This window comes from Agathobacter sp. LCP21S3_B2, from assembly GCF_052118705.1.
Classification (GTDB): Bacteria; Bacillota; Clostridia; order Lachnospirales; family Lachnospiraceae; genus Roseburia.
In genome coordinates this window covers 31364-51337 of sequence record NZ_JBQKGQ010000015.1, presented here as the reverse complement: position 1 = coordinate 51337, position 19974 = coordinate 31364, and the positions used below count along the sequence as shown (strand labels likewise).

The following is a 19974-nucleotide window of genomic DNA, read 5'->3' as shown; positions in this document are numbered from 1 at the left end:
CCCTTATGAATAAATTACTGGAAATTAGAGACAAGGCAGTAAAGTTTTACGGTGAATATGAAAACTATATATTCCCAATAATAAAATTTATTATTGCATTTACTGCATTTTTGACAATAGATTTGAATATTGGTTATATGACACAGATCAGCTCATTGCCGGTGGCACTTGTTCTTGCACTTTTGTGTGCGCTTTTCCCGGCAAATACGGCTATATTTATTGCATCGGTAATGATATTGCTTGATATGTATGAGCTCTCGATTGAGGCTGCCACTATCACCTTTGTGCTGTTTATAGTATTATATTTTTTATATTTCAGGTTTGCACCGAAGGACAGCATGGTGACATTACTCACCCCGGTGTGCTTTCAGCTTCATATTCCTTATGTGATGCCTGTGGCAGCAGGTTTGCTGAGAAAGGCCTATTCAGTAATTGCGATAGTATGTGGTACTCTTGTTTATTATTTCCTTGATGGGATCAGGCAGAATGCCTCTGCTCTTGCGGAGGTTGCCGACAAAAAGGGTGGCAGTGCAACAAAGATTAATGTCACAATGGGACAGCTCCTTGAAAACAAGGAAATGCTCATGGTGATGGTAGTGTTTGTGATTACGACTCTGGTTGTATATCAGGTAAGGCGGCTTAATGTCAATAATTCATGGAATATTGCGACGGTGGCCGGCGTACTCATTCAGTTTGTTTCGCTGTTAGTCGGATATTTAGTACTTGGAATGACGTCAAGACTTGTATGGCTGGTTGTTGGAAGTATTTTTTCACTGTTAGTCGGTGTTATAATCAGATTTATATTTATGGATCTTGATTATGCACGTACTGAAAATGTACAGTTTGAGGATGACGAATATTATTATTATGTGAAGGCTGTTCCAAAGAAGATGATTGCCACAGAGGAAAAGGTGGTAAAGCATTTTGGAAATACAGGAAGCCTGGGAAAGAAAATACCGAAACACAATCAGGAGAATATCAGCAGAAAATCTATAGCGAGAGAGCTTGATATTGATGAAGACATATTTAAAGACAATAATGATTAAAGAAAGGCAGAATAACTGTTGGGAAAGGAGGGTACGATGGAAAATGTGAGTGGTGTATTGGTACGTTTTAAAGACCAGTTTCTTACTTTTACAAATGTGCCGGGTGTAAAAATCGGTGTCATAGATATTATAGAGATACTCATTATTTCAGTACTCTTCTATAACATACTTTTGTGGATTAAGACAACAAGAGCATGGAATCTCTTTAAGGGAATCATAGTTATATTGCTTTTTGTGCTTGTGGCGGCAATATTCCAGATGGACACCATATTGTGGCTTGCAGAGAGACTGTTTAATATAGGACTTGTTGCAATGGTTGTTATTTTTCAGCCGGAGCTTCGAAATGCATTGGAAAACCTGGGAGGAAAAACAATTCTTGGGGATTTTTTCAGCACGTCGCATGGTGAGGTTGAAAAATTTTCAGATAAGACCATAGAAGAGCTTATAAGAGCATGCTTTGCAATGGGAAAAGTAAAAACAGGAGCGCTTATAGTTATAGAGGATGAGATTAATCTTGGAGAGTATATCAGAACAGGAATTGATGTTGATGCTATACTTACAAGCCAGCTTCTCATCAATATATTTGAGAAAAATACACCGCTTCATGACGGAGCAGTGATAGTCCGGTGTAATCGTGTCGTTTCAGCGACATGTTATCTGCCGTTGTCGGACAGCCTGGCGCTTTCAAAGGATCTTGGAACAAGGCATCGTGCGGCAGTTGGTGTCAGTGAGGTCAGTGATTCACTTACCATAGTGGTTTCAGAGGAGACCGGAGCGGTGTCAACTGCTTATAAGGGGCATATTGAGTATGATATAGATTCAAAATATCTGAAAGAACAGCTCAAACAGCTCCAGAACAGACACAGAGAGGCAACAAGATTTGAATTGATAAAAAGGAGGTTTAAGAATGGGAAACAGGATTCTAAAGACCTTCACAAATAATATTGGATATAAAATACTGGCAGTTGCATTTGCTTTTATATTATGGCTGGTTGTATACAATCTGAATGATCCGGTAAAGACAAAGACATTTACCACGACAGTGTCGGTTACAGGCAAAGAAGCAGTGGTAGATATGGGTAAATGGCCTACTATAAAAGAGTCTGACAAAACAGTGACTTTTTCCGTATCGGCAAAGAGAAGCTATCTGTCTGAGCTTGATGACTCTGATTTTTATGCAGACGTTGATTTATCGAATATAGTTGTAGACAAGGATGACCCGAATTCTGCTACGGTCAAGGTGGATATAGGCTGTACAAAATATAAGCATTCCATTACATTCAACAGAGGCGAGCATCAGATACCGGTTTCAATTGAGGAATATATGCAAAAGCAGTTTGCGGTCAAGGTATCGATTGAGGGAAGCGTGTCCGGCAACAGGGCTTTGGGGGATAATCCGGAGGCAAACCCAAAGGTTGTAAAGGTTGGAGGACCAAAATCACTGGTATCAGAGATTGCTTCTGCAAATGTGACCGTCAAGGTTGATGAGAATACAATAGTAGCAGATAATCAGATTACTGACAGAGGCGAGCTTATATTGCTTGATGAAAATGGTGATGAGGTCGATATGTCAAAGCTTGATATTGACAGCCAGTACAAGTCAGTAGCTATTTCAGTTGATGTGCTCAGTACCAAGGAGGTTCCAATCAAATGCTCAACAACAGGCTCACCGGCGGGAGGAAAGAGTGTGCTTGGAGTAAATCTGTCTGAGGAATCCGTTCTCATAAAGGGTGCGGCTGAAAGTCTCAACAGTATTACATCGATAGATGTGGGACCGATTGATATTACAAGTGCGACAGAGGATATAAAGACATCTGTAGATTTGTCGGGATATCTGCCTGATAATGTATCACTTGTCAATTCAGGAAAGTCTAAGCTTAGCATAGATATACAGATTGAGACAAATGCAACTGCAACACTGACCTTAAATAGCAGTAACATATCCTATGATGGTGTTTCAGATGGACATAAACTTTCATTTGCAACAGACAAGACCAGTGTGGTTGTCAGTGGAACACAATCAAACATCGACAAGCTTTCGGGAATGACACTCAGGGGCAGGATAGATGTGACAGGACTAGACGATGGTACACATACGGTAACAGTCACACCAAATCTTGATAATACCGAATATACCTGGGGTGAGATAAAGGTGCAGGTGATTATTTCATCCGAGAATGAGGACAGTTCAGACACTGGGGATTCAAATACCGGCAACACCGGTAATACGGGCAATACCGGAAGCTCAGGAAATACCGGAAGCAACGGAACTGCCGGAGATACAGGAACTACCGGTACAGGAAGTTCCGGCAGTAATACCGGAAGCAATAGCAGCGAATCAAAAGCAAAAACAACAAATAATGATGGAATATAATCCTTAAATAAAACAAAACCGAAAAGAGGTAATGAAATTGTTATCACAAAAAATTACAATTAAGAATCCTACAGGATTACACTTGCGTCCGGCAGGGAATCTTTGCAAGGAGGCAATGAAATTTAAGTCAAAGGTAAACTTCAGATACGATGAACAAAATACTGCAAATGCAAAAAGTGTTTTGTCAGTGCTTGGAGCATGCATCAAATCCGGAGCTGAGATAGAGCTTATCTGTGATGGAGAGGATGAAGCTGAGGCTCTGGAATACCTGATACAGTATATAGAGGATGGACTTGGAGAGTAACATATGGAAAAGCTTCTTACCATAGTAGTGCCGGCCTACAATGTGGAAAAGTATATAAAGAACTGTCTGGATTCACTGATTGAGATATCCGTGCTTAGAAGTCTTGAGATATTGGTTGTGAATGACGGCTCCACAGACCGGACATTCCAGATTGCTAAAACCTATGAAAATAAATATCCCTACAGTATAAAGGTTTTGTCAAAGGAGAATGGAGGGCATGGCTCTGCCATAAACTATGCCATTCCACGAGCTACAGGAAAGTATTTTAAGGTGCTCGACGGAGATGACTGGGTGGATAAGAGTCAACTGCCAAAGTTTGTTGAGCTGTTGAAACATACACATTCCGATATGATCTCAAATGATTTTAATCTGGTTGATGACAGGACAATGAAGGTCACAAAGCGCAGAAAGGCAGCATCAAACAGCTACCACTACAACAGAGAGTGGGGCTTTGCAGAGGCAGTTATGGACCCTCTTGTGACAATACATTCCATGACGATACGTACTGATATTTTGCAAAAAAATGACATCAGGGTGGATGAGCATTGTTTTTATGAGGATCAGGAGTATATACTGTATCCCATACCATATTGCACAAGCATCACCTTTTCACCAATTCCACTATACCAGTACAGGCTTGGCAGAAGCGGACAGAGCGTGGATATAAAAATGATGATTAAGCGTCATGACCAGCATTTAAGGGTGCTTAATGCGCTTTTTGATTACAATAATGTGCATGGCAGTCTTCAGACCTACAAGAAGCTGTATTTAGAGCGTGGCATAGCAGAAGCGGTGGATGACGAATATCAGATTTTTCTTGCTAAAGGAAATGATGAGAAAAACATTGAACAGATGAAAGCGTTTGATTTAAAGCTGAGAGAGGAGCATCCGGGAGTTTATGCAGCCTGCTCCAGAAAGAGTGTATGGCTTCTTCGCAAGACACAGTTTAAGCTATTTCCTATGGCTGCATGGGTATACAGCAGGCTTCGTGGATAGTAACCATTTGCTAGTCGGGCAATATTACAACATTATGGAAACCAGGACGGATATAACATATAAATGAGTAAAATATTATCAATAATAATACCAACCTATAATGCAGAAAAGTTTCTCAATAAGGGCCTTTCTTCTTTTTTGATATGTAGGAATACAGACGAAACAACTGCATATCACAATTACGTATCGGCAAAGGATGACCGCTTTGAGGAAATAGATGTCGATATGAATATGCTTGATAAGCTAGAGATTATCGTTGTGAATGACGGTACACCGGATAATAGTGTTTCAGTGGCGCAAAGATTTGTGAACTGGTACCCAGGCACGTTTAAAATCATAAATAAAGAAAATGGTGGTCATGGATCAGCAATAAATATAGGTGTGGAGCATGTATCGGGAAAGTACTTTAAGGTTGTAGATGCAGATGATTGGGCAGATACACTTGCCCTTAAGCATTTAATCAATTCTCTAGAGCATACTGAAGCAGATGCTATAATACAAAGCTTCAGATATTATGACATTTCGAAGAATGAGTACAGACCGGCGGATATCAAAGTGCCTGATTTTAACAGAGAGTATGGGCTTAATGATGTGCTGAATATGTGGGATGATGTATATGATGGGCTATCATTCCATGGTGTGTTATATAATACAGCGTTTTACAAATCACTCAATTATAGTCTTGCAGAGCATGTGTTCTATGAGGATCAGGAATATGCCACTGTACCGTTTTCGTTTGCAGAGACAATTAGATTTGTAGAAGAAGAATTGTATGTTTACAGGGTTGGGGATGTAAATCAGAGTGTATCAGCCGCCAGCCAGGTAAAGAGACTGCCGGATTTGGACAAGGTGATATTTAAGGTGCTTGAGGCAGAGAAAAGTTTTGATAAAATGCCGGCGGGCGGAAAAGAACATTTCATAAGAAAAACCTCTGGTATTATTACAAGCTATTATCAGATAGCACTTATCAAGAATACAGACAGGAAAAATGGCCGCAGCATTGTTGAAGCATTTAACAGTAGGCTTGCCAAAGAAAGTGCACTGATGTATGATACGGTACAGCGCAAGTACAAGGTTTTTATGATCTTTAATAAGTTTCATATGAGTAATAAATTTTATGAGAATAAGTTTTCAAAAATACTGGAATTTTTTAAAAAAACCGGTGGTGTTGAAAAACTGTATAGGAAATAGGGATGGATAGAGAGACAAACAAGATTTTATCGATAATTGTGCCGACATATAATGCAGAAAAGTTTTTGGATAAAGGGTTATCATCTTTTTTAGTGGATGATAACTCTATTTTAAATGAGATAGAAGTCGTTGTTGTAAATGATGGAACACCTGACAATAGTGTGGCAGTTGCACAGAAATATGTTGACAGATATCCAAATGTATATAGGATACTTAATAAAAAGAATGGGGGTCATGGTTCGGCAATTAATGCAGGAGTTGGCATAATAAATGGCAGATATTTTAAAGTAGTAGATGCTGATGACTGGGTGGATACTCAGATATTAAAGGAGACAGTTTGTTATCTTAAGCAGCACGAGCAGCAAAAGGAGAATTTTGCAGATGTTGTGTTGATGAGTTACAAATCATATGTTTTGCAGCGTGAAGGAACAAATCAGTATCCATATGATGATAAGTTTATCAAACAAAATGGAGGACCTTACGATGCAGAATATATCAATGAGCATTTATATGATTTCTGGTGGGGTCTCAGTCTTCATGGAGTGATATACAACACCGGATTTTATCGAAGTATTGGCAGAACACTCATTGAAGGGGTGTTCTATGAGGATCAGGAATTTTCTATAGTTCCTATGGCATATGCACGGCGGTTTTATGCATACGACAAACCATTATATGAGTACAGGGTTGGAGATGTAAACCAGAGTGTTTCTATAGAAAGTTCGTTAAAGAGGCTTGATCATTATGAGAAGGTTATAATGAGACTTATTGATGCAGGAAATGATGCTGCTAATTTCAGCAAAGGCGGAAAAGCCTTGTGGTTTAGCAAAACAAGTAAGTTCATCAATGACTATATGCAGCTTTGCCTGATAAGAAACAGTGATAAAAGACAACTAAGAGAGAGAATGAAGCATTTTGTGGAGCAGATTAACGATAAGAATCCTGAAATGTATGACTGTGTCAATAAAAATTATAGGGTATTTTGTGCATTGAATAAGCTTCATATGAGTGACAACATATACAGGAGATTTTTTATTCCTTTATTACATGTGATAAGACACTAAATAAGAGCATAATGATGAAGAATTACAAACAAAATTAAGAAAATATGTGACAAATCTCACTTGAGTCAGTTCATATAAAGTGATAAAATATGTTGCTGTGATAATAATAAAAGATTGTATATAAAAGAGGAACAAGATGAAAAAGTCAAATGTAAAACTTCTATTAGTTGGTGCCTGCGTGATTGGAGCGCTGGGAATGGCAGGCTGTGGAAAAAAGAATTATGATACATTCCCTGAAAAATATTCACTTGCATCTGTTGATGTGGGAGGAATGACGGCTAAGGAAGCAAAAAAAGCTGTAAAAGACGCAGTAAAGAAATATCAGATAGCGGTTAAGCTGGATGATGCTTCATTTGATATGAATGCTGATGAACTGGGACTTGAATACAATGACAAGACAGATATGCAGATGCTTATCAATGCAGCTAATAAGGATGAGAAACCGGAAAAAAAGGTCGGGCTTTTTAAGACTAAAAATGCCGAGGAGCTTGAAAGTGCACTGGTGGATTCCTATATTACTGCGAAGACACAGGAACAGTCAGATGCAGCAACACAAAGCGCAGACGATTCTGATACTGATAAAAAGCAGGAATCTGAAACAACACAGGATTCGACAGGTGAAGCACAGACCTTTGATATCAGGACAATACAGCCATATCGCGCTACAATAGCTTACAATGCAGAAGCAGGAGCGTTTGTAGGTGTTGATGGAGTGGCAGGAGAAGCTCCGGTATATGACACAGCCACAAAAAATCTTAAAAAGGCTGTAAAAGAATTAAAGGAAAAAGCGGAGCTTGCATCAGAGACAGGCAATGTTGAGGGAGATGTGGCAGCGGACAGCGATTATGTCCAGAATGCGCTCAAGGAAGCCAATGCATACCTTGATGTTACGGTAACCTGTAATTTTAATCCTTCTACAGGTAAAGCTTCGACAGAGACTGTTGGAAAGGATCAGATTTCACAGTGGCTTATTGTAGGCAATGATGGACTTTCAGTATCCCTTGATGGTGAGAGCATGGCTAATTACTGCACAGAGCTTGCCAAAAAGCATGATGTTTCAAAGACAAAAAAGGGACAGTTCAAAACAACCTCAGGAAGTGTAATTAGTGTAAATGTACCGGCGGCAGGACAGACTGTGGATGGTAACAAGTTATACGAGTCGATTGCTGATGCAATAAATAAGAAACAGTCAGCAACAGTTGAGGCTGTTTACAGTGAGGCACAGGAGGAAGAAACCGGAGAATACGTTACATATGGTGGCAATTATTGTGAGGTTGACCTGACAAATCAGATGGTATATGTGTACAAAAATGGACAGCAGGTAGTGTCCAGCCCATGTGTTACAGGCTGTATAGCAAAGGGACATGGTACACCAACTGGCGTATATTCCATATTCTCAATGGACAAGAACAGATACTTAAATGGTGACGGCTACAGGTCATGGGTTAATTTCTTTGTTCCATTTAACGGTGGAATCGGATTCCATGATGCATCATGGAGAAGCACCTTCGGCGGCAATATTTATCTGTACAGCGGAAGCCATGGATGTATCAATATGCCATATGCACAGGTACAGAAGCTTTTTGCAAATGTATCAATGGGTGAAAAGGTTATTGTATACGGTGGTGTAGATAAGGTAGAGAGCAAGTCACAGAGCCTTGGCGGGGCAGATTCACATACGGTTACCGAAGGAGATGCACCATTTAACCTCGGTGTGACAGCACAGGACAACGCAAAGCTCACATACTCAAGTGACAACGAGGGTGTGGCAAGCGTAGATGCAAGCGGAAATGTAACAATCAACGGTGTGGGAACAGCGGCAATCACGGTCAAGTCAGAGGCTACAGCAGCATACAAGGCTGGCAGAAAAACAATAACAATTACTGTAAATGCAAAGCCACAGCCACAACCACAGCCTGAGCCACAGCCACAACCTGAGCCCCAGCCACAACCAATTCAGACACCATCGGTTTCAATAGGATGCGGAAATGTGACAAAGACAGTAGGTGATGGAGATTTTTCTGTAAATGCTAGTGTAAATAATGGAGCACCTCTTACATATGAGTCAAGTAACCATTCAGTAGCAACAGTTGATGGAAACGGAGAGGTTCATATTGTTGGGCAGGGACAGGCAACAATCACTGTTACAGCAAGTGCTATATCTGGCTGGGGTGGTGCAAGCAGTTCAATAAACATAACTGTAAATCCAAAGCCGGATTTATAAGTACAATAATAACTTAAATGGTTTTATAAAAGAGAAAAATGTCGTTTCCTGACATTTTTCTCTTTTATTGCATAATTATTTACAAAATATGACATATTCTTAACACTTTTTTTGTGACATCTAAAAATGGACATAAGGACTAAAGTATAGTATTATAACATTGGATTAAACCGAAATTAATTAAATATATGTAAAGGGCAGGAAAATGGAAAATAACGAACCAATAAGAGATCAGGAAATTGAAATTGATTTAGTGGCATTGTTCCACGAACTAGTGAAGCACTGGAAAGCGCTTGTAGCATCGATAGTGCTTCTTGCAGCAGTATTTGGATTGTATTCCAAGATTACATTTGTACCGGAGTATGATGCATCAGCCGAGATGTATGTACTTACAAAGTCTACATCTATCACAAGTCTTGCTGATATACAGGTAGGCTCCAGCCTTACAAATGATTATGAGTATGTAATCACCGGAAGAACAGTACTCTCAAAGGTTATTGACAATCTGAATATGGATGAGACATATGAAGAGCTCAAGCAGAGAGTATCAATTGAAAACCCTACAGATACCCGTGTATTAAAAATTGTAGTTACAGACACTGATTATGATGACGCAAAGGCTGTAGCGGATGAGATAGCAAATGTTTCGTCACAGTACATAGCAGATAATATGGAACAGTCACAGCCAAAGATTATTCAGACCGCATACGCTTCAAAGACACCTGTGAACAACAATATTCTGAAGAATACTGTAATAGGTGCGGTGCTGGGACTTTTCCTTGCGGCAGGAATGGTAGTACTTGGATATATGCTTGATGATACAATCTCTAATGCTGATGATATGGAGAGCAGAACAGGACTCAAGGTACTTGCTTCACTTCCTGTTGATACGACTGAGTACGATGGAGCAAAGGAAAAGAGGAGAAAGAAAAAATCAAAGACATCTAATTCAAGCAGTAAAAAGAGGGCAGTTTAATGGAAACAGTAGTAATTAATCAGATAAAAGACCAGAGCTATACAATGAAAGAATCACTCCGAGCTTTAAAGACAAGCATCAGCTTCAGTGGTAAGGGAGTGAAATCAATCCTTTTTACAAGTAGTGTTCCTAATGAGGGAAAAACTACTGTTGTTATGGATCTTGCAAGGTCAATGGCAGACTCAAAGAAGTCAGTACTTGTTGTAGATACAGATATGCGTAAGTCAGTTCTTGTCGGACGACTCAGAGCAAAGGTTGAAAGTGGAGAGAAGATTTACGGATTGTCACATTATCTTTCAGGACAGGTCGGTTTGGACAAGGTTGTTTATGCGACCAATATAAAAGGTGTATTTATTTTATTTGCAGGACATGAGGTGCCAAATCCTACAGAGCTTCTTGAGACAAAAGAATTTGCAGAGCTTATAGAGTTTGGAGAGAAGAATTTTGACTATGTGCTTGTTGATACACCGCCTACAGGAGCTGCAATTGATGCTGCAGTAGTCGGAAAGAATGTTGATGGAGCTGTCATTGTTGCAGCACAGAATGTTACAAGCAGCCGTGCAATCATCAATACAAAGCGTACACTTGAGGATTCAGGAGTGAAGATTCTTGGGGCGGTTCTCAATAAGTGCAAGTTTGAGGAATCCAAATACGGTCACTATTATGGCAACTATTATGGTAATTACTATGGCAATTACTATGGTAGAGACGAGGAAGAAAAATAGACAGTAATACGATGACGGAGAATTGTGGCAGATGAAGAAAAGGAAAAATATAATAATAGCAGTTGTATTTGTTGCTTTGATTGTAATAATAGCAGTTGTACTTGTTAAAATTAACAGCGGTAAGGTTCAGAATAATGGAACCAATGATGCAAATAAGGGCTCAGAGGCAGTGGAGTCTGAAGAAGAAAGTCAGAAGACAGATGAGAATACTCCTGATAAATCAGGAATAGAAGAATTTGCATTGTTTGGTGTTGACAGCCGTTCAGATCAGCTTGACAAGGGAACCAGATCGGATTCCATTATGGTTGTAAAGGTTGACCATGATGCTAAAAAGATACGTATGGTATCCATTTTTAGAGACTGTATGATGAATATTGATGGTCATGGATATCAGAAAGTGACACATGCTCATGCATTTGGTGGTCCGAAGCTTGCAGTTGATACGCTTAACAAAAATCTGGATCTTGATATTAAAAATTATGTAACTGTAAACTTTAACACAGTCGGTGAGATAATAGATGAAGTTGGAGGTATTGTGCAGGATCTTGATGATTCAGAGGTTAAAGTAATTAACGGATATATTGACGAGGTCAATAAAGTGCGTGGTACAAGCTCTGACCATATTACATCAGCCGGTACATATACACTTGATGGAACACAGGCAGTTGCATATTCAAGAATCCGTTATACAGCAGGTGGAGATTATAAACGTGCTGAGAGACAGAGAACAGTTCTTTTTAAGGTTTTTGAATCGGCTAAAGAGATGAATACAGCTGCAAAAATTAAGATGGTATCAGATCTTATCAGCCATGTTAATACCAATTATGATACAAATGAGATTCTTTCAGTGTTCAAAAACCTTGCAGATTACACTGTTGAGGATTCGACAGCATATCCACAGGTATTCTATGGTGGAAAGGTTGATGGTGCATGGGTTGAGGTGCCTACTACACTTGCAGACATGGCAACAGGTGTTCATCAGTTTCTTGACGGAGATACAGGTTACACTCCTAGTGCGACTGTTAATGAGTACAGTAGTGCATTATCTGCAAAAGTCAGTGGGCCTAATAATGATTTAACAAATACAGATTTTGGGGATTAAATATGAACTTCAGACAAAATGGAGATAAGTATCTCATCACAATAGAAGTAATTGCACTGATAGTTGTGCTGGTATTTGGAGCAGTGCATTTTGTGATGCCGGGGAATAAGGCGAATAAGAAAATAACAGAAAGCCAGCAGGAGACACAGAATCCTACTCAGGAGACGGATGGAACTCAGCAGGTACAAGCTGATGGACAGCCGGCAGCATCGGCATTTACTATGTCAGATTCTGTCAAGACAAAGCTGTCTTCTATGACAACAGAGGAAAAGGTAGCTCAGCTATTCATTACGAGACCTGAGGAGATTACAGGTGTATCACAGTTCACTCAGGCCGGTAATAAGACAAAGGCAGCTATTGGTACATATCCTCTTGGTGGTTTTGTTTTTAGACAGGAGAATTTCTCAGGTGAGGCTGCAGTTACAAAGATGATGAGCAGTCTTCAGTCATTTTCGCAGGAGCGACTGGGCGTGAATCTGTTTCTTGCAATTGATGAAGAAGGTGGAGAAAGACTTCCTCTTGCTTCAGCTAATGGATATGAGGCACAGCAGGCACCATCACAGCTTGGAGATGCTGACGCAGCGGGCAGCAGTGCAGGAAAGATAGGCTCATATATGGCTACCAATGGCCTTAATATGAATTTTGGGCCGACAGCGGATATAGCATACGGTGACAATGCAGATAACGATACATATGCATTTGGCAGCGAGTCATCGACTGTAGGTGACTGTGTTGCAGCACAGGTAAGCAGCTATAATGGTGCAGGAATCAATTCTGTAGCAAAGAGCTTTCCGGGAAAAGGAAAGGCTACTACAGATTCAGCGACAGGAATGCTCTGGATGACAGACAAGCTGGAGGATCTTGAGGCATCTGATTTTGTGCCATATCAGAAGGCAATTGAAGCAGGTGTTCCGGCAATCATGATGGGAAATGTGCTTTGCCAGAGTGTGACAGGAGAGGAAACCACGCCATGCTCTACATCAGCAGGTGCCGTAAACTATATGAGAACTACCATGGGCTTTAATGGCCTTTTGATTACAGATGATTTATCAGACGCATCTCTTAATAAGGTATGTACACAGGATGAGGCGGCTGTGGCAGCGGTTAAAGCAGGAATGAGCATGATTTATGTTTCAACAGGCTTCGAGGGCAGCTATAATGCGGTATTATCAGCGGTTAACAGTGGAGAGATACCGGCAGAAAAATTAGATGATGCAGTTGGAAGAATTCTTACAACAAAAGGAATTTAATATATGCAAATAAACAAAAATCCGTTATACTATAGAGTATAGCGGATTTTTGTTATATATTTTGTATATTTAAAGGAGAATTGTTAATATGTCAAATTGTTTCAATACGGCAAATATTCTTTTGCCAAACGATGATATAGATATGGAAAAATGGTCAGTTATCGCCTGTGACCAGTTCACAAGTCAGGCGGATTATTGGGATGCTGTGGAAAAGTATGTGGATGATGCACCCTCAACGCTTAATGTGGTGTTCCCTGAGATATATCTGGGAACAATTACAAAACAGGAGAATGATTGCAATTCGTCAGGGGATGGTGTCAAAAATGACAAAGAAACCGGCAGGAAAACAAAATATGCTTCAATGACAGATGATGAGAGAATCAAATATATCAATACCACGATGGATACATATCTCACAGATGGAACCTTAAAGCAGGCAGTGACAGACGGATATGTGCTTGTTGAGCGTACTACAGAGTCTGGGGTACGCCTTGGAATAGTAGGACTTATTGATTTGGATGACTATGATTTCGACCCGAAAAAGAAGACACTTATCAGAGCTACCGAGGGAACTGTAATCTCGCGTATACCACCGAGAGTGAAAATCAGGGAGCATGCTGCGATTGAGCTGCCACATGTTATGCTGCTTGTTGATGATCCGATAGACGGACAAAATACTGATGGATGCATGGAAGCTTCAAGGGAAAATGTTATAAATATAGGAGCTGTAAAGCATGGTATAATCGAGTGTGTGTATGCCATCAGGGATACTCTTCGTAAGCTTTACGATACAGACCTTATGCAGGGTGGCGGACATATCCGCGGCTATGCTGTCGAGGGTGAGGCAGCAAAGCAGGTGACAGAGGCATTTGCAGCAAAACAGAATAGCTGTGGAGGCTTTTTGTTTGCAGTAGGTGATGGAAACCATTCGCTTGCGACAGCGAAGACCTGCTGGGAAAATATCAAAAAATCAGGAAAATTCACAGAGGAGCAGTTGAAAACTCATCCTGCAAGGTATGCTCTTGTGGAAATCTGCAATCTGCATAGTGGGGCACTTGAGTTTAAGCCTATTCACAGACTTCTTACAAATGTTGATGTAAAGGATATGCTGTCGTTTTTTGAAGCTGAAATCACAAAACAGGGGCTTGAGAGCACTGAGGGCGATGAGATAGTATTTGAGTATATTGAATCAGGAAGCGGTGACAGTGCAAAAACGGCAAATGGCAATGAAGCGATTCTGGAAAATAATGATGGAACCTGCACAGCAGCAATTAAGACACATGGAATAAATATTACAAACCGCGGTGATCGTCTTCCGGTTGAGATACTTCAGGGTATTTTAGATAAATATCTTGAGACACATGCCAATGTGGTAATTGACTATATCCATGGTGATGAGGCACTTCACGGACTGGTACAGGAGACTAAAGGATGTGGCATTTTTCTTCAGTCGATAGACAAGAGCACATTGTTTCCTGCAATCAATGCGGGCGGAGTACTTCCGAGAAAGACATTCTCAATCGGAGAAGCGAATGAGAAGAGATACTATATGGAGTGTCATAAGATATCTATGTAGCCTTGATTTACATAATATGTCAATTTTATCACATTAATAAACAATTGATTTTATGAAGTCGAATAATTTAACAAATAAGCTTATTTTACTACACAAACATATTTATTAAGTGTATAATATAAGAAAAATTTATTCACAAGGGGACGACAATGGGAAAATACTTTGGAACAGACGGCTTCCGTGGAGAGGCCAACGTTAATTTAACAGCAGAGCATGCATATCAGATTGGTAGATTTTTAGGCTGGTATTATGGAGAGCTTAAGAAGCAGAAACAGCTTGATGAACCGGCAAAGATAGTAATAGGAAAGGATACAAGACGTTCAAGCTACATGTTTGAGTATTCGCTGGTATCAGGACTTACAGCATCGGGAGCAGATGCATATCTATTACACGTTACCACAACTCCATCAGTAGCATATGTAGCCAGAACAGATGATTTTGACTGTGGTATCATGATTTCAGCAAGCCACAATCCTTACTATGATAACGGAATCAAGCTTATCAATAGCAATGGAGAGAAGATGGATGAGGAGACAATTCTCCTTGTCGAGGACTATATAGACGGCAAGCTACGCCTGTTTGGTCAGGAGTGGAAGGAGCTGCCTTATGCACATAAGGATGCTATCGGATGCACAGTTGACTATGTGGCAGGCCGTAACCGTTACATGGGATACCTCATATCGCTTGGAGTCTACTCATTCAAGGGCATGAAGGTTGGTCTTGACTGTGCCAACGGAAGCTCATGGAATATGGCAAAGTCTATTTTTGAGGCACTCGGAGCAAAGTGCTATGTCATCAACAATGAGCCAAACGGTCTCAACATCAACAACAATGCCGGTTCTACACATATCGAGGGCTTACAGAAATATGTAGTGGACAATGGACTTGATGTAGGCTTCGCATACGATGGAGATGCAGACAGATGTCTTTGTGTAGACGAACTGGGCAATGTAATTACAGGAGACCATATTCTCTACATCTATGGAAAGTACATGAAAGAGAGAGGAAAGCTTGATAACAATACTGTTGTCACAACAGTTATGTCTAACTTTGGACTCTATAAGGCTCTTGATGAGCTTGGAATCGGCTACGCAAAGACTGCAGTAGGTGATAAATATGTATACGAGTACATGCAGCAGAACGGCTGCCGCATCGGCGGAGAGCAGTCAGGACATATCATTTTCTCTAAGTATGCATCAACAGGAGACGGTATCCTTACCAGCCTTAAGATGATGGAGGTCATGATGGCGAGAAAACAGAAGATGAGCCAGTTATGTGAGGGACTTAACATTTACCCACAGGTACTTCAGAATGTGCGTGTAGCTGACAAGGCTGAGGCACTTGCCAATACTGAGGTTCAGGCGGCCATCGACCAGGTTACTGCAGAGCTTGGTGATACAGGACGTATACTTGTGCGTGAGTCCGGCACAGAGCCTGTTATCCGTGTCATGGTTGAGGCAGAGAGCGAAGAAATCTGTCAGAAATATGTGGATATGGTTGTTGCAAAATTGAAATAAAGGTTAATGCCAAAGATAATACACGTAATATACAAAAGCTGTGTGAGAATATCATGCAGCTTTTGCTGTTATCAGGGTTCATAAATGAGTGAATTAAGATAAATTAAGTGGATATAATTTAATCTGTAGAGAGAATAGGAATTAAATTCTGCCGGAGGAAATAGTCTATGCCTGAAATCTTAATTATTTTTATATTATGTGCCGGTATTATTGTAATTGGCATAATATTGTGTATAATTATTAAAGTGAGTCATATGTCTGATGACGAACAGAAAAAGGACGATGAACGACAGCTGGAGTTCATTCGTGCCTACAAGGAGCATAAAAAAGGACATTGAGTTTAAAGGATTATATAATAAGAGACATACAGGAAAAGTTCAAATATCTTCCGTCAGCGGTATATTTGGCTTTAATCTGCATTGCGATGTATATTTTTGTGTGTCTGTTGCGATATCTTTTCACAATGAGAGAGGTATCACAGGCAGATGAGAGAAGAAAAAAGATAGTGGGCAAAATATGGCATATGCTGTTCTGCGGCGCATTTGTGGCTTATATGTATACGCTTATAATGATAGTGTATTATTCAAGGGAGCCGGGAAGCAGAACGGGCGTCGCCGATATGGTGCTGTGGAGCACTTGGGGCATGACACTGCAAATGCACGCTTATTTTATAGAAAATATAGTATTGTTTATACCATTTGGACTTTTGTTTCCGCTGGTTTTTAAAAACTGGATGAGATGGTTTACAATACCTGTTGGTGCTCTTACAAGCGCTGCAATTGAGTATACGCAGTTAATCACAGGCAGGGGATATTGTCAGTTGGATGATTTTGTGACCAATACGGCAGGAGCAGCAATCGGATTTTTTATTTATTTGATATTATATGCAGGGTGGCTTATATGGAAAAAAATAAGATAAGCATTGTGGTACCATGCTTTAACGAGAAAGAGGCTCTGCCTCTTTTTTATAATAAAATAACCCAGCTGTTTAATCAGATGAATCAAGAGAGTGAGACAGCGGGATTGTCCTATGAGCTGATTATAGTGGATGACGGCTCATCAGATGGGACACTTGATGTCACAAAGGAGCTTGCGACAAATGATTCCGGTGTGAAATACATATCTTTTTCGCGTAATTTTGGCAAGGAGGCAGCCATGTATGCAGGCTTGCAGCATGCTGTGGGTGAGTATGTGGCAATAATGGATGCAGACCTTCAGGATCCCCCGGAGATGCTTCCGAAGATGTATCAGGTTCTTACTAAAGAGGGGTATGATGCAGTCGGCACGAGGCGGGTGACACGCAAGGGTGAACCACCGATCAGATCTTTTTTTGCCAGAAAATTTTACAGGCTCATGAGCAGAATATCAAAGGCCAATATGGTTGACGGCGCACGCGACTACAGGCTTATGAACAGGAAATACGTGGATGCACTGCTGTCCCTCAAGGAATACAACAGGTTTTCAAAGGGACTGTTTGGATGGGTTGGTTTTAAGGTGAAGTGGCTTGAGTTTGAGAATGTAAATAGGGTGGCAGGTGAGACAAAATGGTCATTCTGGCAGCTCTTTTTGTATAGCCTTGACGGAATAGTGGCATTTTCCAACGCTCCGCTATACATGGCTTCAATAGCCGGGGTGTTCAGCTTTATTGTGGCGATAACAGCCATGCTTTTTATCATAATCAGAAGACTTGTGTTTGGTGATCCGGTAGCAGGCTGGGCATCAACTGTGGTCATCATTCTTTTTATCGGTGGCATACAGCTTCTTAGTATAGGGATACTTGGACTGTATCTGTCAAAGCTTTATCTTGAGGCAAAGGACAGACCGATATATTTAATAGGAGAATCAAATATAGAAAAACCTACAGAGAAATATTAAGGCTTTCTTAAGAATTCTTAATTCGATAGCACATGACATTTTTTTCGGATGTTATGTGCTATAATTTTTCCCGGCAACGTTTATTATTGCATGAAAGAGGAATAAGATGAAAAACGTACTGGAGTGGCTTGAGGCCACAGTGGCAAAATACCCTGACAAGGCTGCGTTTTCAGATATTGAAAGCAGCATTACATTTGCACAGGTGTATGATATAGCAAGAAATACAGGAGCATATCTGATAGAACAGCTTGGAGTGGACAGAACCCCTGTTGCAGTATTTGCCGGAAGGAAAATGGTGACACCGGCATACTTCCTGGGAGTGGTATATGCAGGCAGACCGTATGCGCCGATTGATGCATCGCTTCCTGACAAGAGAATTGAGAAAATTCTTGAAAATCTGTGTCCAAGGGCTATTGTTGCAGACAGGGAAAGCCTTGAGCATGTGGAGAGCATAGTGGATGAGCTGGCAAAGTCAGAAGGCTTCGATAGACCGCAGATATTTATTGCTGAGGATATATCGCGCTTCGAGCAGGCGGCGTGCGCTGATAGTAATTGTAAAATCAGAGAATCAGCAGGAGACGCTGTGACGGATAGTGATAACGATACAGATGGTGGTGTTGTCGCAGGCTGTGCAGGAAAAACAGATGACAGCTCACTGGAGAAGCTCGCAGCAGTCCGCCGACAGATGTCCATGACAGACCCGCTGTACATTATCTACACGTCAGGCTCCACCGGCAATCCGAAGGGAGTCATGACATCACATCTGTCACTTATGACGTACATCAACGCATATTGTGATGTGATGCATATAGAGGAAAGTGATGTGCTGGGCAATCAGTCGCCGCTTGACTATATTGCGGCAATCAGGGACATTTATCTGCCTCTAAAAACCGGCTGCAGCACAGCGATTATTCCAAAAGAGTATTTTATGGAGCCAAATGCCCTGTTTGATTACATGAATGATAAGAAGGTCAGCAGTGTCGGCTGGAGTGTTTCGGCATTTACTATCCTCACATCGCTTGGCGCATTTGAGGAAGTAGGGCTTAAGAGTCTCAGAAAAATCTGCTTCTCAGGCTCAGTGATGCCGTGCAGGGTACTCAGAAAATGGCAGGAAAATCTGCCGGAAGCACATTTTGTGAACCAGTATGGACCGACAGAGGCCACAGCATCATGCACCTACTATAGCGTGGATCATACAGTGGAAGATGACGAGGTGCTTCCGATAGGCCGCGCTTATGACAATTACAGAGTTTTCCTGATAGATGAGCATGGAAATGAGCCGGCTGTCGGAGAACAGGGCGAGATATGCGTATGTGGACCAATCCTGGCGCTGGGGTATTATAATGACAATGAGAGAACCGAAGCGGCATTTACACTCAATCCACTCAACAAGGCTTATCCTGAGCGGATGTACCGCACAGGGGATTACGGAAGGCTCGATGAGGACGGCATACTTCATTTCTGTGGACGTATGGATCGCCAGATAAAGCACATGGGACACCGTGTGGAGCTTGACGAGGTGGAGCATGCCGCCAATGTGGTCGAGGGAGTCGCAGAAAGCTGCGTTATATATAATAAAGCAAAAGAGGTGCTGATACTTTTCTACACAGGTGACTGTGACAGGAGAAGCCTTGCGCTGGCACTGAGGGACGAGCTACCGGGCTTTATGGTGCCAAGGAAAATCAAGAAACTGGAGCAGCTTCCTAAGCTTCCAAACGGAAAATATGATATGAAAAAACTGGAGGAAATGTAAA

Annotated in this window: 18 protein-coding genes; all 18 read left to right on the top strand. The window is 40.9% G+C overall.

Translation table 11 applies throughout. The features are described from left to right. The first annotated feature begins 5 nt into the window (after positions 1-5). The 18 genes from ACTQ1L_RS11230 to ACTQ1L_RS11145 all read left to right on the top strand — a co-directional run bounded on the left by ACTQ1L_RS11230 (position 6) and on the right by ACTQ1L_RS11145 (position 19973). Positions 6-1046 carry a hypothetical protein gene (locus ACTQ1L_RS11230; protein WP_441367207.1) on the top strand — a complete coding sequence of 347 codons (1041 nt, stop codon included), beginning with the start codon at positions 6-8 and terminating at the stop codon, positions 1044-1046. A 36-nt stretch (positions 1047-1082) separates the two neighbouring features. Continuing rightward, positions 1083-1988, top strand: coding sequence for a diadenylate cyclase CdaA (cdaA, locus tag ACTQ1L_RS11225; protein WP_441367205.1), 906 nt, complete (start codon positions 1083-1085; stop codon positions 1986-1988). Beyond that, positions 1954-3420, top strand: a complete 1467-nt coding sequence (locus ACTQ1L_RS11220; RefSeq protein ID WP_441367204.1) for a CdaR family protein — start codon at positions 1954-1956, stop codon at positions 3418-3420. Before cdaA ends, ACTQ1L_RS11220 begins: the two co-directional genes overlap by 35 nt. Positions 3421-3457: 37 nt before the next feature. After that, the gene (locus ACTQ1L_RS11215; RefSeq protein WP_321110060.1) at positions 3458-3724 is read left to right on the top strand and encodes an HPr family phosphocarrier protein; all 267 of its coding nucleotides are present in this window, start codon (positions 3458-3460) and stop codon (positions 3722-3724) included. A gap of 3 nt (positions 3725-3727) precedes the next feature. Then, positions 3728-4720, top strand: coding sequence for a glycosyltransferase family 2 protein (locus ACTQ1L_RS11210; protein WP_441367202.1), 993 nt, complete (start codon positions 3728-3730; stop codon positions 4718-4720). A 63-nt stretch (positions 4721-4783) separates the two neighbouring features. Next, complete coding sequence (locus tag ACTQ1L_RS11205) at positions 4784-5911, top strand: glycosyltransferase family 2 protein (RefSeq protein ID WP_441367200.1); 1128 nt, start codon at positions 4784-4786, stop codon at positions 5909-5911. 2 nt (positions 5912-5913) lie between these two features. Next, positions 5914-6975, top strand: coding sequence for a glycosyltransferase family A protein (locus ACTQ1L_RS11200; protein WP_441367199.1), 1062 nt, complete (start codon positions 5914-5916; stop codon positions 6973-6975). Between the two features lie 136 nt (positions 6976-7111). After that, the gene (locus ACTQ1L_RS11195; protein ID WP_441367197.1) at positions 7112-9199 is read left to right on the top strand and encodes a L,D-transpeptidase family protein; all 2088 of its coding nucleotides are present in this window, start codon (positions 7112-7114) and stop codon (positions 9197-9199) included. 205 nt (positions 9200-9404) lie between these two features. After that, the gene (locus ACTQ1L_RS11190; protein WP_441367196.1) at positions 9405-10175 is read left to right on the top strand and encodes a YveK family protein; all 771 of its coding nucleotides are present in this window, start codon (positions 9405-9407) and stop codon (positions 10173-10175) included. Beyond that, positions 10175-10900 (top strand): CpsD/CapB family tyrosine-protein kinase, encoded by a 726-nt coding sequence (locus ACTQ1L_RS11185; protein WP_441367194.1) that lies wholly within the window; start codon positions 10175-10177, stop codon positions 10898-10900. The genes ACTQ1L_RS11190 and ACTQ1L_RS11185 overlap by 1 nt, the downstream gene beginning before the upstream one ends. Positions 10901-10931: 31 nt before the next feature. After that, on the top strand, positions 10932-12002 hold the full coding sequence (locus ACTQ1L_RS11180; RefSeq protein ID WP_441367193.1) for an LCP family protein: 1071 nt from the start codon (positions 10932-10934) through the stop codon (positions 12000-12002). Positions 12003-12004: 2 nt separating this feature from the next. Next, entirely contained in the window at positions 12005-13252 is a 1248-nt protein-coding gene (locus tag ACTQ1L_RS11175; protein WP_441367191.1) for a glycoside hydrolase family 3 N-terminal domain-containing protein, read from the top strand. An 88-nt stretch (positions 13253-13340) separates the two neighbouring features. Continuing rightward, positions 13341-14828: a DUF1015 domain-containing protein gene (locus ACTQ1L_RS11170; protein ID WP_441367189.1), complete on the top strand. Its 1488-nt coding sequence runs from the start codon at positions 13341-13343 to the stop codon at positions 14826-14828. A 149-nt stretch (positions 14829-14977) separates the two neighbouring features. Further along, positions 14978-16345 (top strand): phosphoglucosamine mutase, encoded by a 1368-nt coding sequence (glmM, locus tag ACTQ1L_RS11165; protein ID WP_441367187.1) that lies wholly within the window; start codon positions 14978-14980, stop codon positions 16343-16345. Positions 16346-16512: 167 nt separating this feature from the next. After that, on the top strand, positions 16513-16683 hold the full coding sequence (locus ACTQ1L_RS11160) for a hypothetical protein (RefSeq protein ID WP_015517224.1): 171 nt from the start codon (positions 16513-16515) through the stop codon (positions 16681-16683). Beyond that, complete coding sequence (locus tag ACTQ1L_RS11155; protein WP_441367185.1) at positions 16680-17264, top strand: VanZ family protein; 585 nt, start codon at positions 16680-16682, stop codon at positions 17262-17264. The genes ACTQ1L_RS11160 and ACTQ1L_RS11155 overlap by 4 nt, the downstream gene beginning before the upstream one ends. Further along, positions 17246-18220 carry a glycosyltransferase family 2 protein gene (locus tag ACTQ1L_RS11150; protein ID WP_441367183.1) on the top strand — a complete coding sequence of 325 codons (975 nt, stop codon included), beginning with the start codon at positions 17246-17248 and terminating at the stop codon, positions 18218-18220. Before ACTQ1L_RS11155 ends, ACTQ1L_RS11150 begins: the two co-directional genes overlap by 19 nt. 106 nt (positions 18221-18326) lie before the next feature. Beyond that, positions 18327-19973 carry an AMP-binding protein gene (locus ACTQ1L_RS11145; RefSeq protein ID WP_441367181.1) on the top strand — a complete coding sequence of 549 codons (1647 nt, stop codon included), beginning with the start codon at positions 18327-18329 and terminating at the stop codon, positions 19971-19973. The last annotated feature ends 1 nt before the right edge of the window (position 19974 follow it).

Excerpts from the sequence above, each read along its gene's own strand:
- ACTQ1L_RS11170 (WP_441367189.1), top strand. The coding sequence starts at position 13,341 with ATGTCAAATTGTTTCAATACGGCAAATATTCTTTTGCCAAACGATGAT.
- ACTQ1L_RS11195 (WP_441367197.1), top strand. The coding sequence starts at position 7,112 with ATGAAAAAGTCAAATGTAAAACTTCTATTAGTTGGTGCCTGCGTGATT.
- ACTQ1L_RS11220 (WP_441367204.1), top strand. The coding sequence starts at position 1,954 with ATGGGAAACAGGATTCTAAAGACCTTCACAAATAATATTGGATATAAA.
- ACTQ1L_RS11200 (WP_441367199.1), top strand. The coding sequence starts at position 5,914 with ATGGATAGAGAGACAAACAAGATTTTATCGATAATTGTGCCGACATAT.
- ACTQ1L_RS11210 (WP_441367202.1), top strand. The coding sequence starts at position 3,728 with ATGGAAAAGCTTCTTACCATAGTAGTGCCGGCCTACAATGTGGAAAAG.
- ACTQ1L_RS11190 (WP_441367196.1), top strand. The coding sequence starts at position 9,405 with ATGGAAAATAACGAACCAATAAGAGATCAGGAAATTGAAATTGATTTA.
- ACTQ1L_RS11145 (WP_441367181.1), top strand. The coding sequence starts at position 18,327 with ATGAAAAACGTACTGGAGTGGCTTGAGGCCACAGTGGCAAAATACCCT.
- ACTQ1L_RS11180 (WP_441367193.1), top strand. The coding sequence starts at position 10,932 with ATGAAGAAAAGGAAAAATATAATAATAGCAGTTGTATTTGTTGCTTTG.
- ACTQ1L_RS11150 (WP_441367183.1), top strand. The coding sequence starts at position 17,246 with ATGGAAAAAAATAAGATAAGCATTGTGGTACCATGCTTTAACGAGAAA.
- ACTQ1L_RS11160 (WP_015517224.1), top strand. The coding sequence starts at position 16,513 with ATGCCTGAAATCTTAATTATTTTTATATTATGTGCCGGTATTATTGTA.
- ACTQ1L_RS11205 (WP_441367200.1), top strand. The coding sequence starts at position 4,784 with ATGAGTAAAATATTATCAATAATAATACCAACCTATAATGCAGAAAAG.
- ACTQ1L_RS11175 (WP_441367191.1), top strand. The coding sequence starts at position 12,005 with ATGAACTTCAGACAAAATGGAGATAAGTATCTCATCACAATAGAAGTA.
- ACTQ1L_RS11185 (WP_441367194.1), top strand. The coding sequence starts at position 10,175 with ATGGAAACAGTAGTAATTAATCAGATAAAAGACCAGAGCTATACAATG.
- ACTQ1L_RS11230 (WP_441367207.1), top strand. The coding sequence starts at position 6 with ATGAATAAATTACTGGAAATTAGAGACAAGGCAGTAAAGTTTTACGGT.
- glmM (WP_441367187.1), top strand. The coding sequence starts at position 14,978 with ATGGGAAAATACTTTGGAACAGACGGCTTCCGTGGAGAGGCCAACGTT.
- cdaA (WP_441367205.1), top strand. The coding sequence starts at position 1,083 with ATGGAAAATGTGAGTGGTGTATTGGTACGTTTTAAAGACCAGTTTCTT.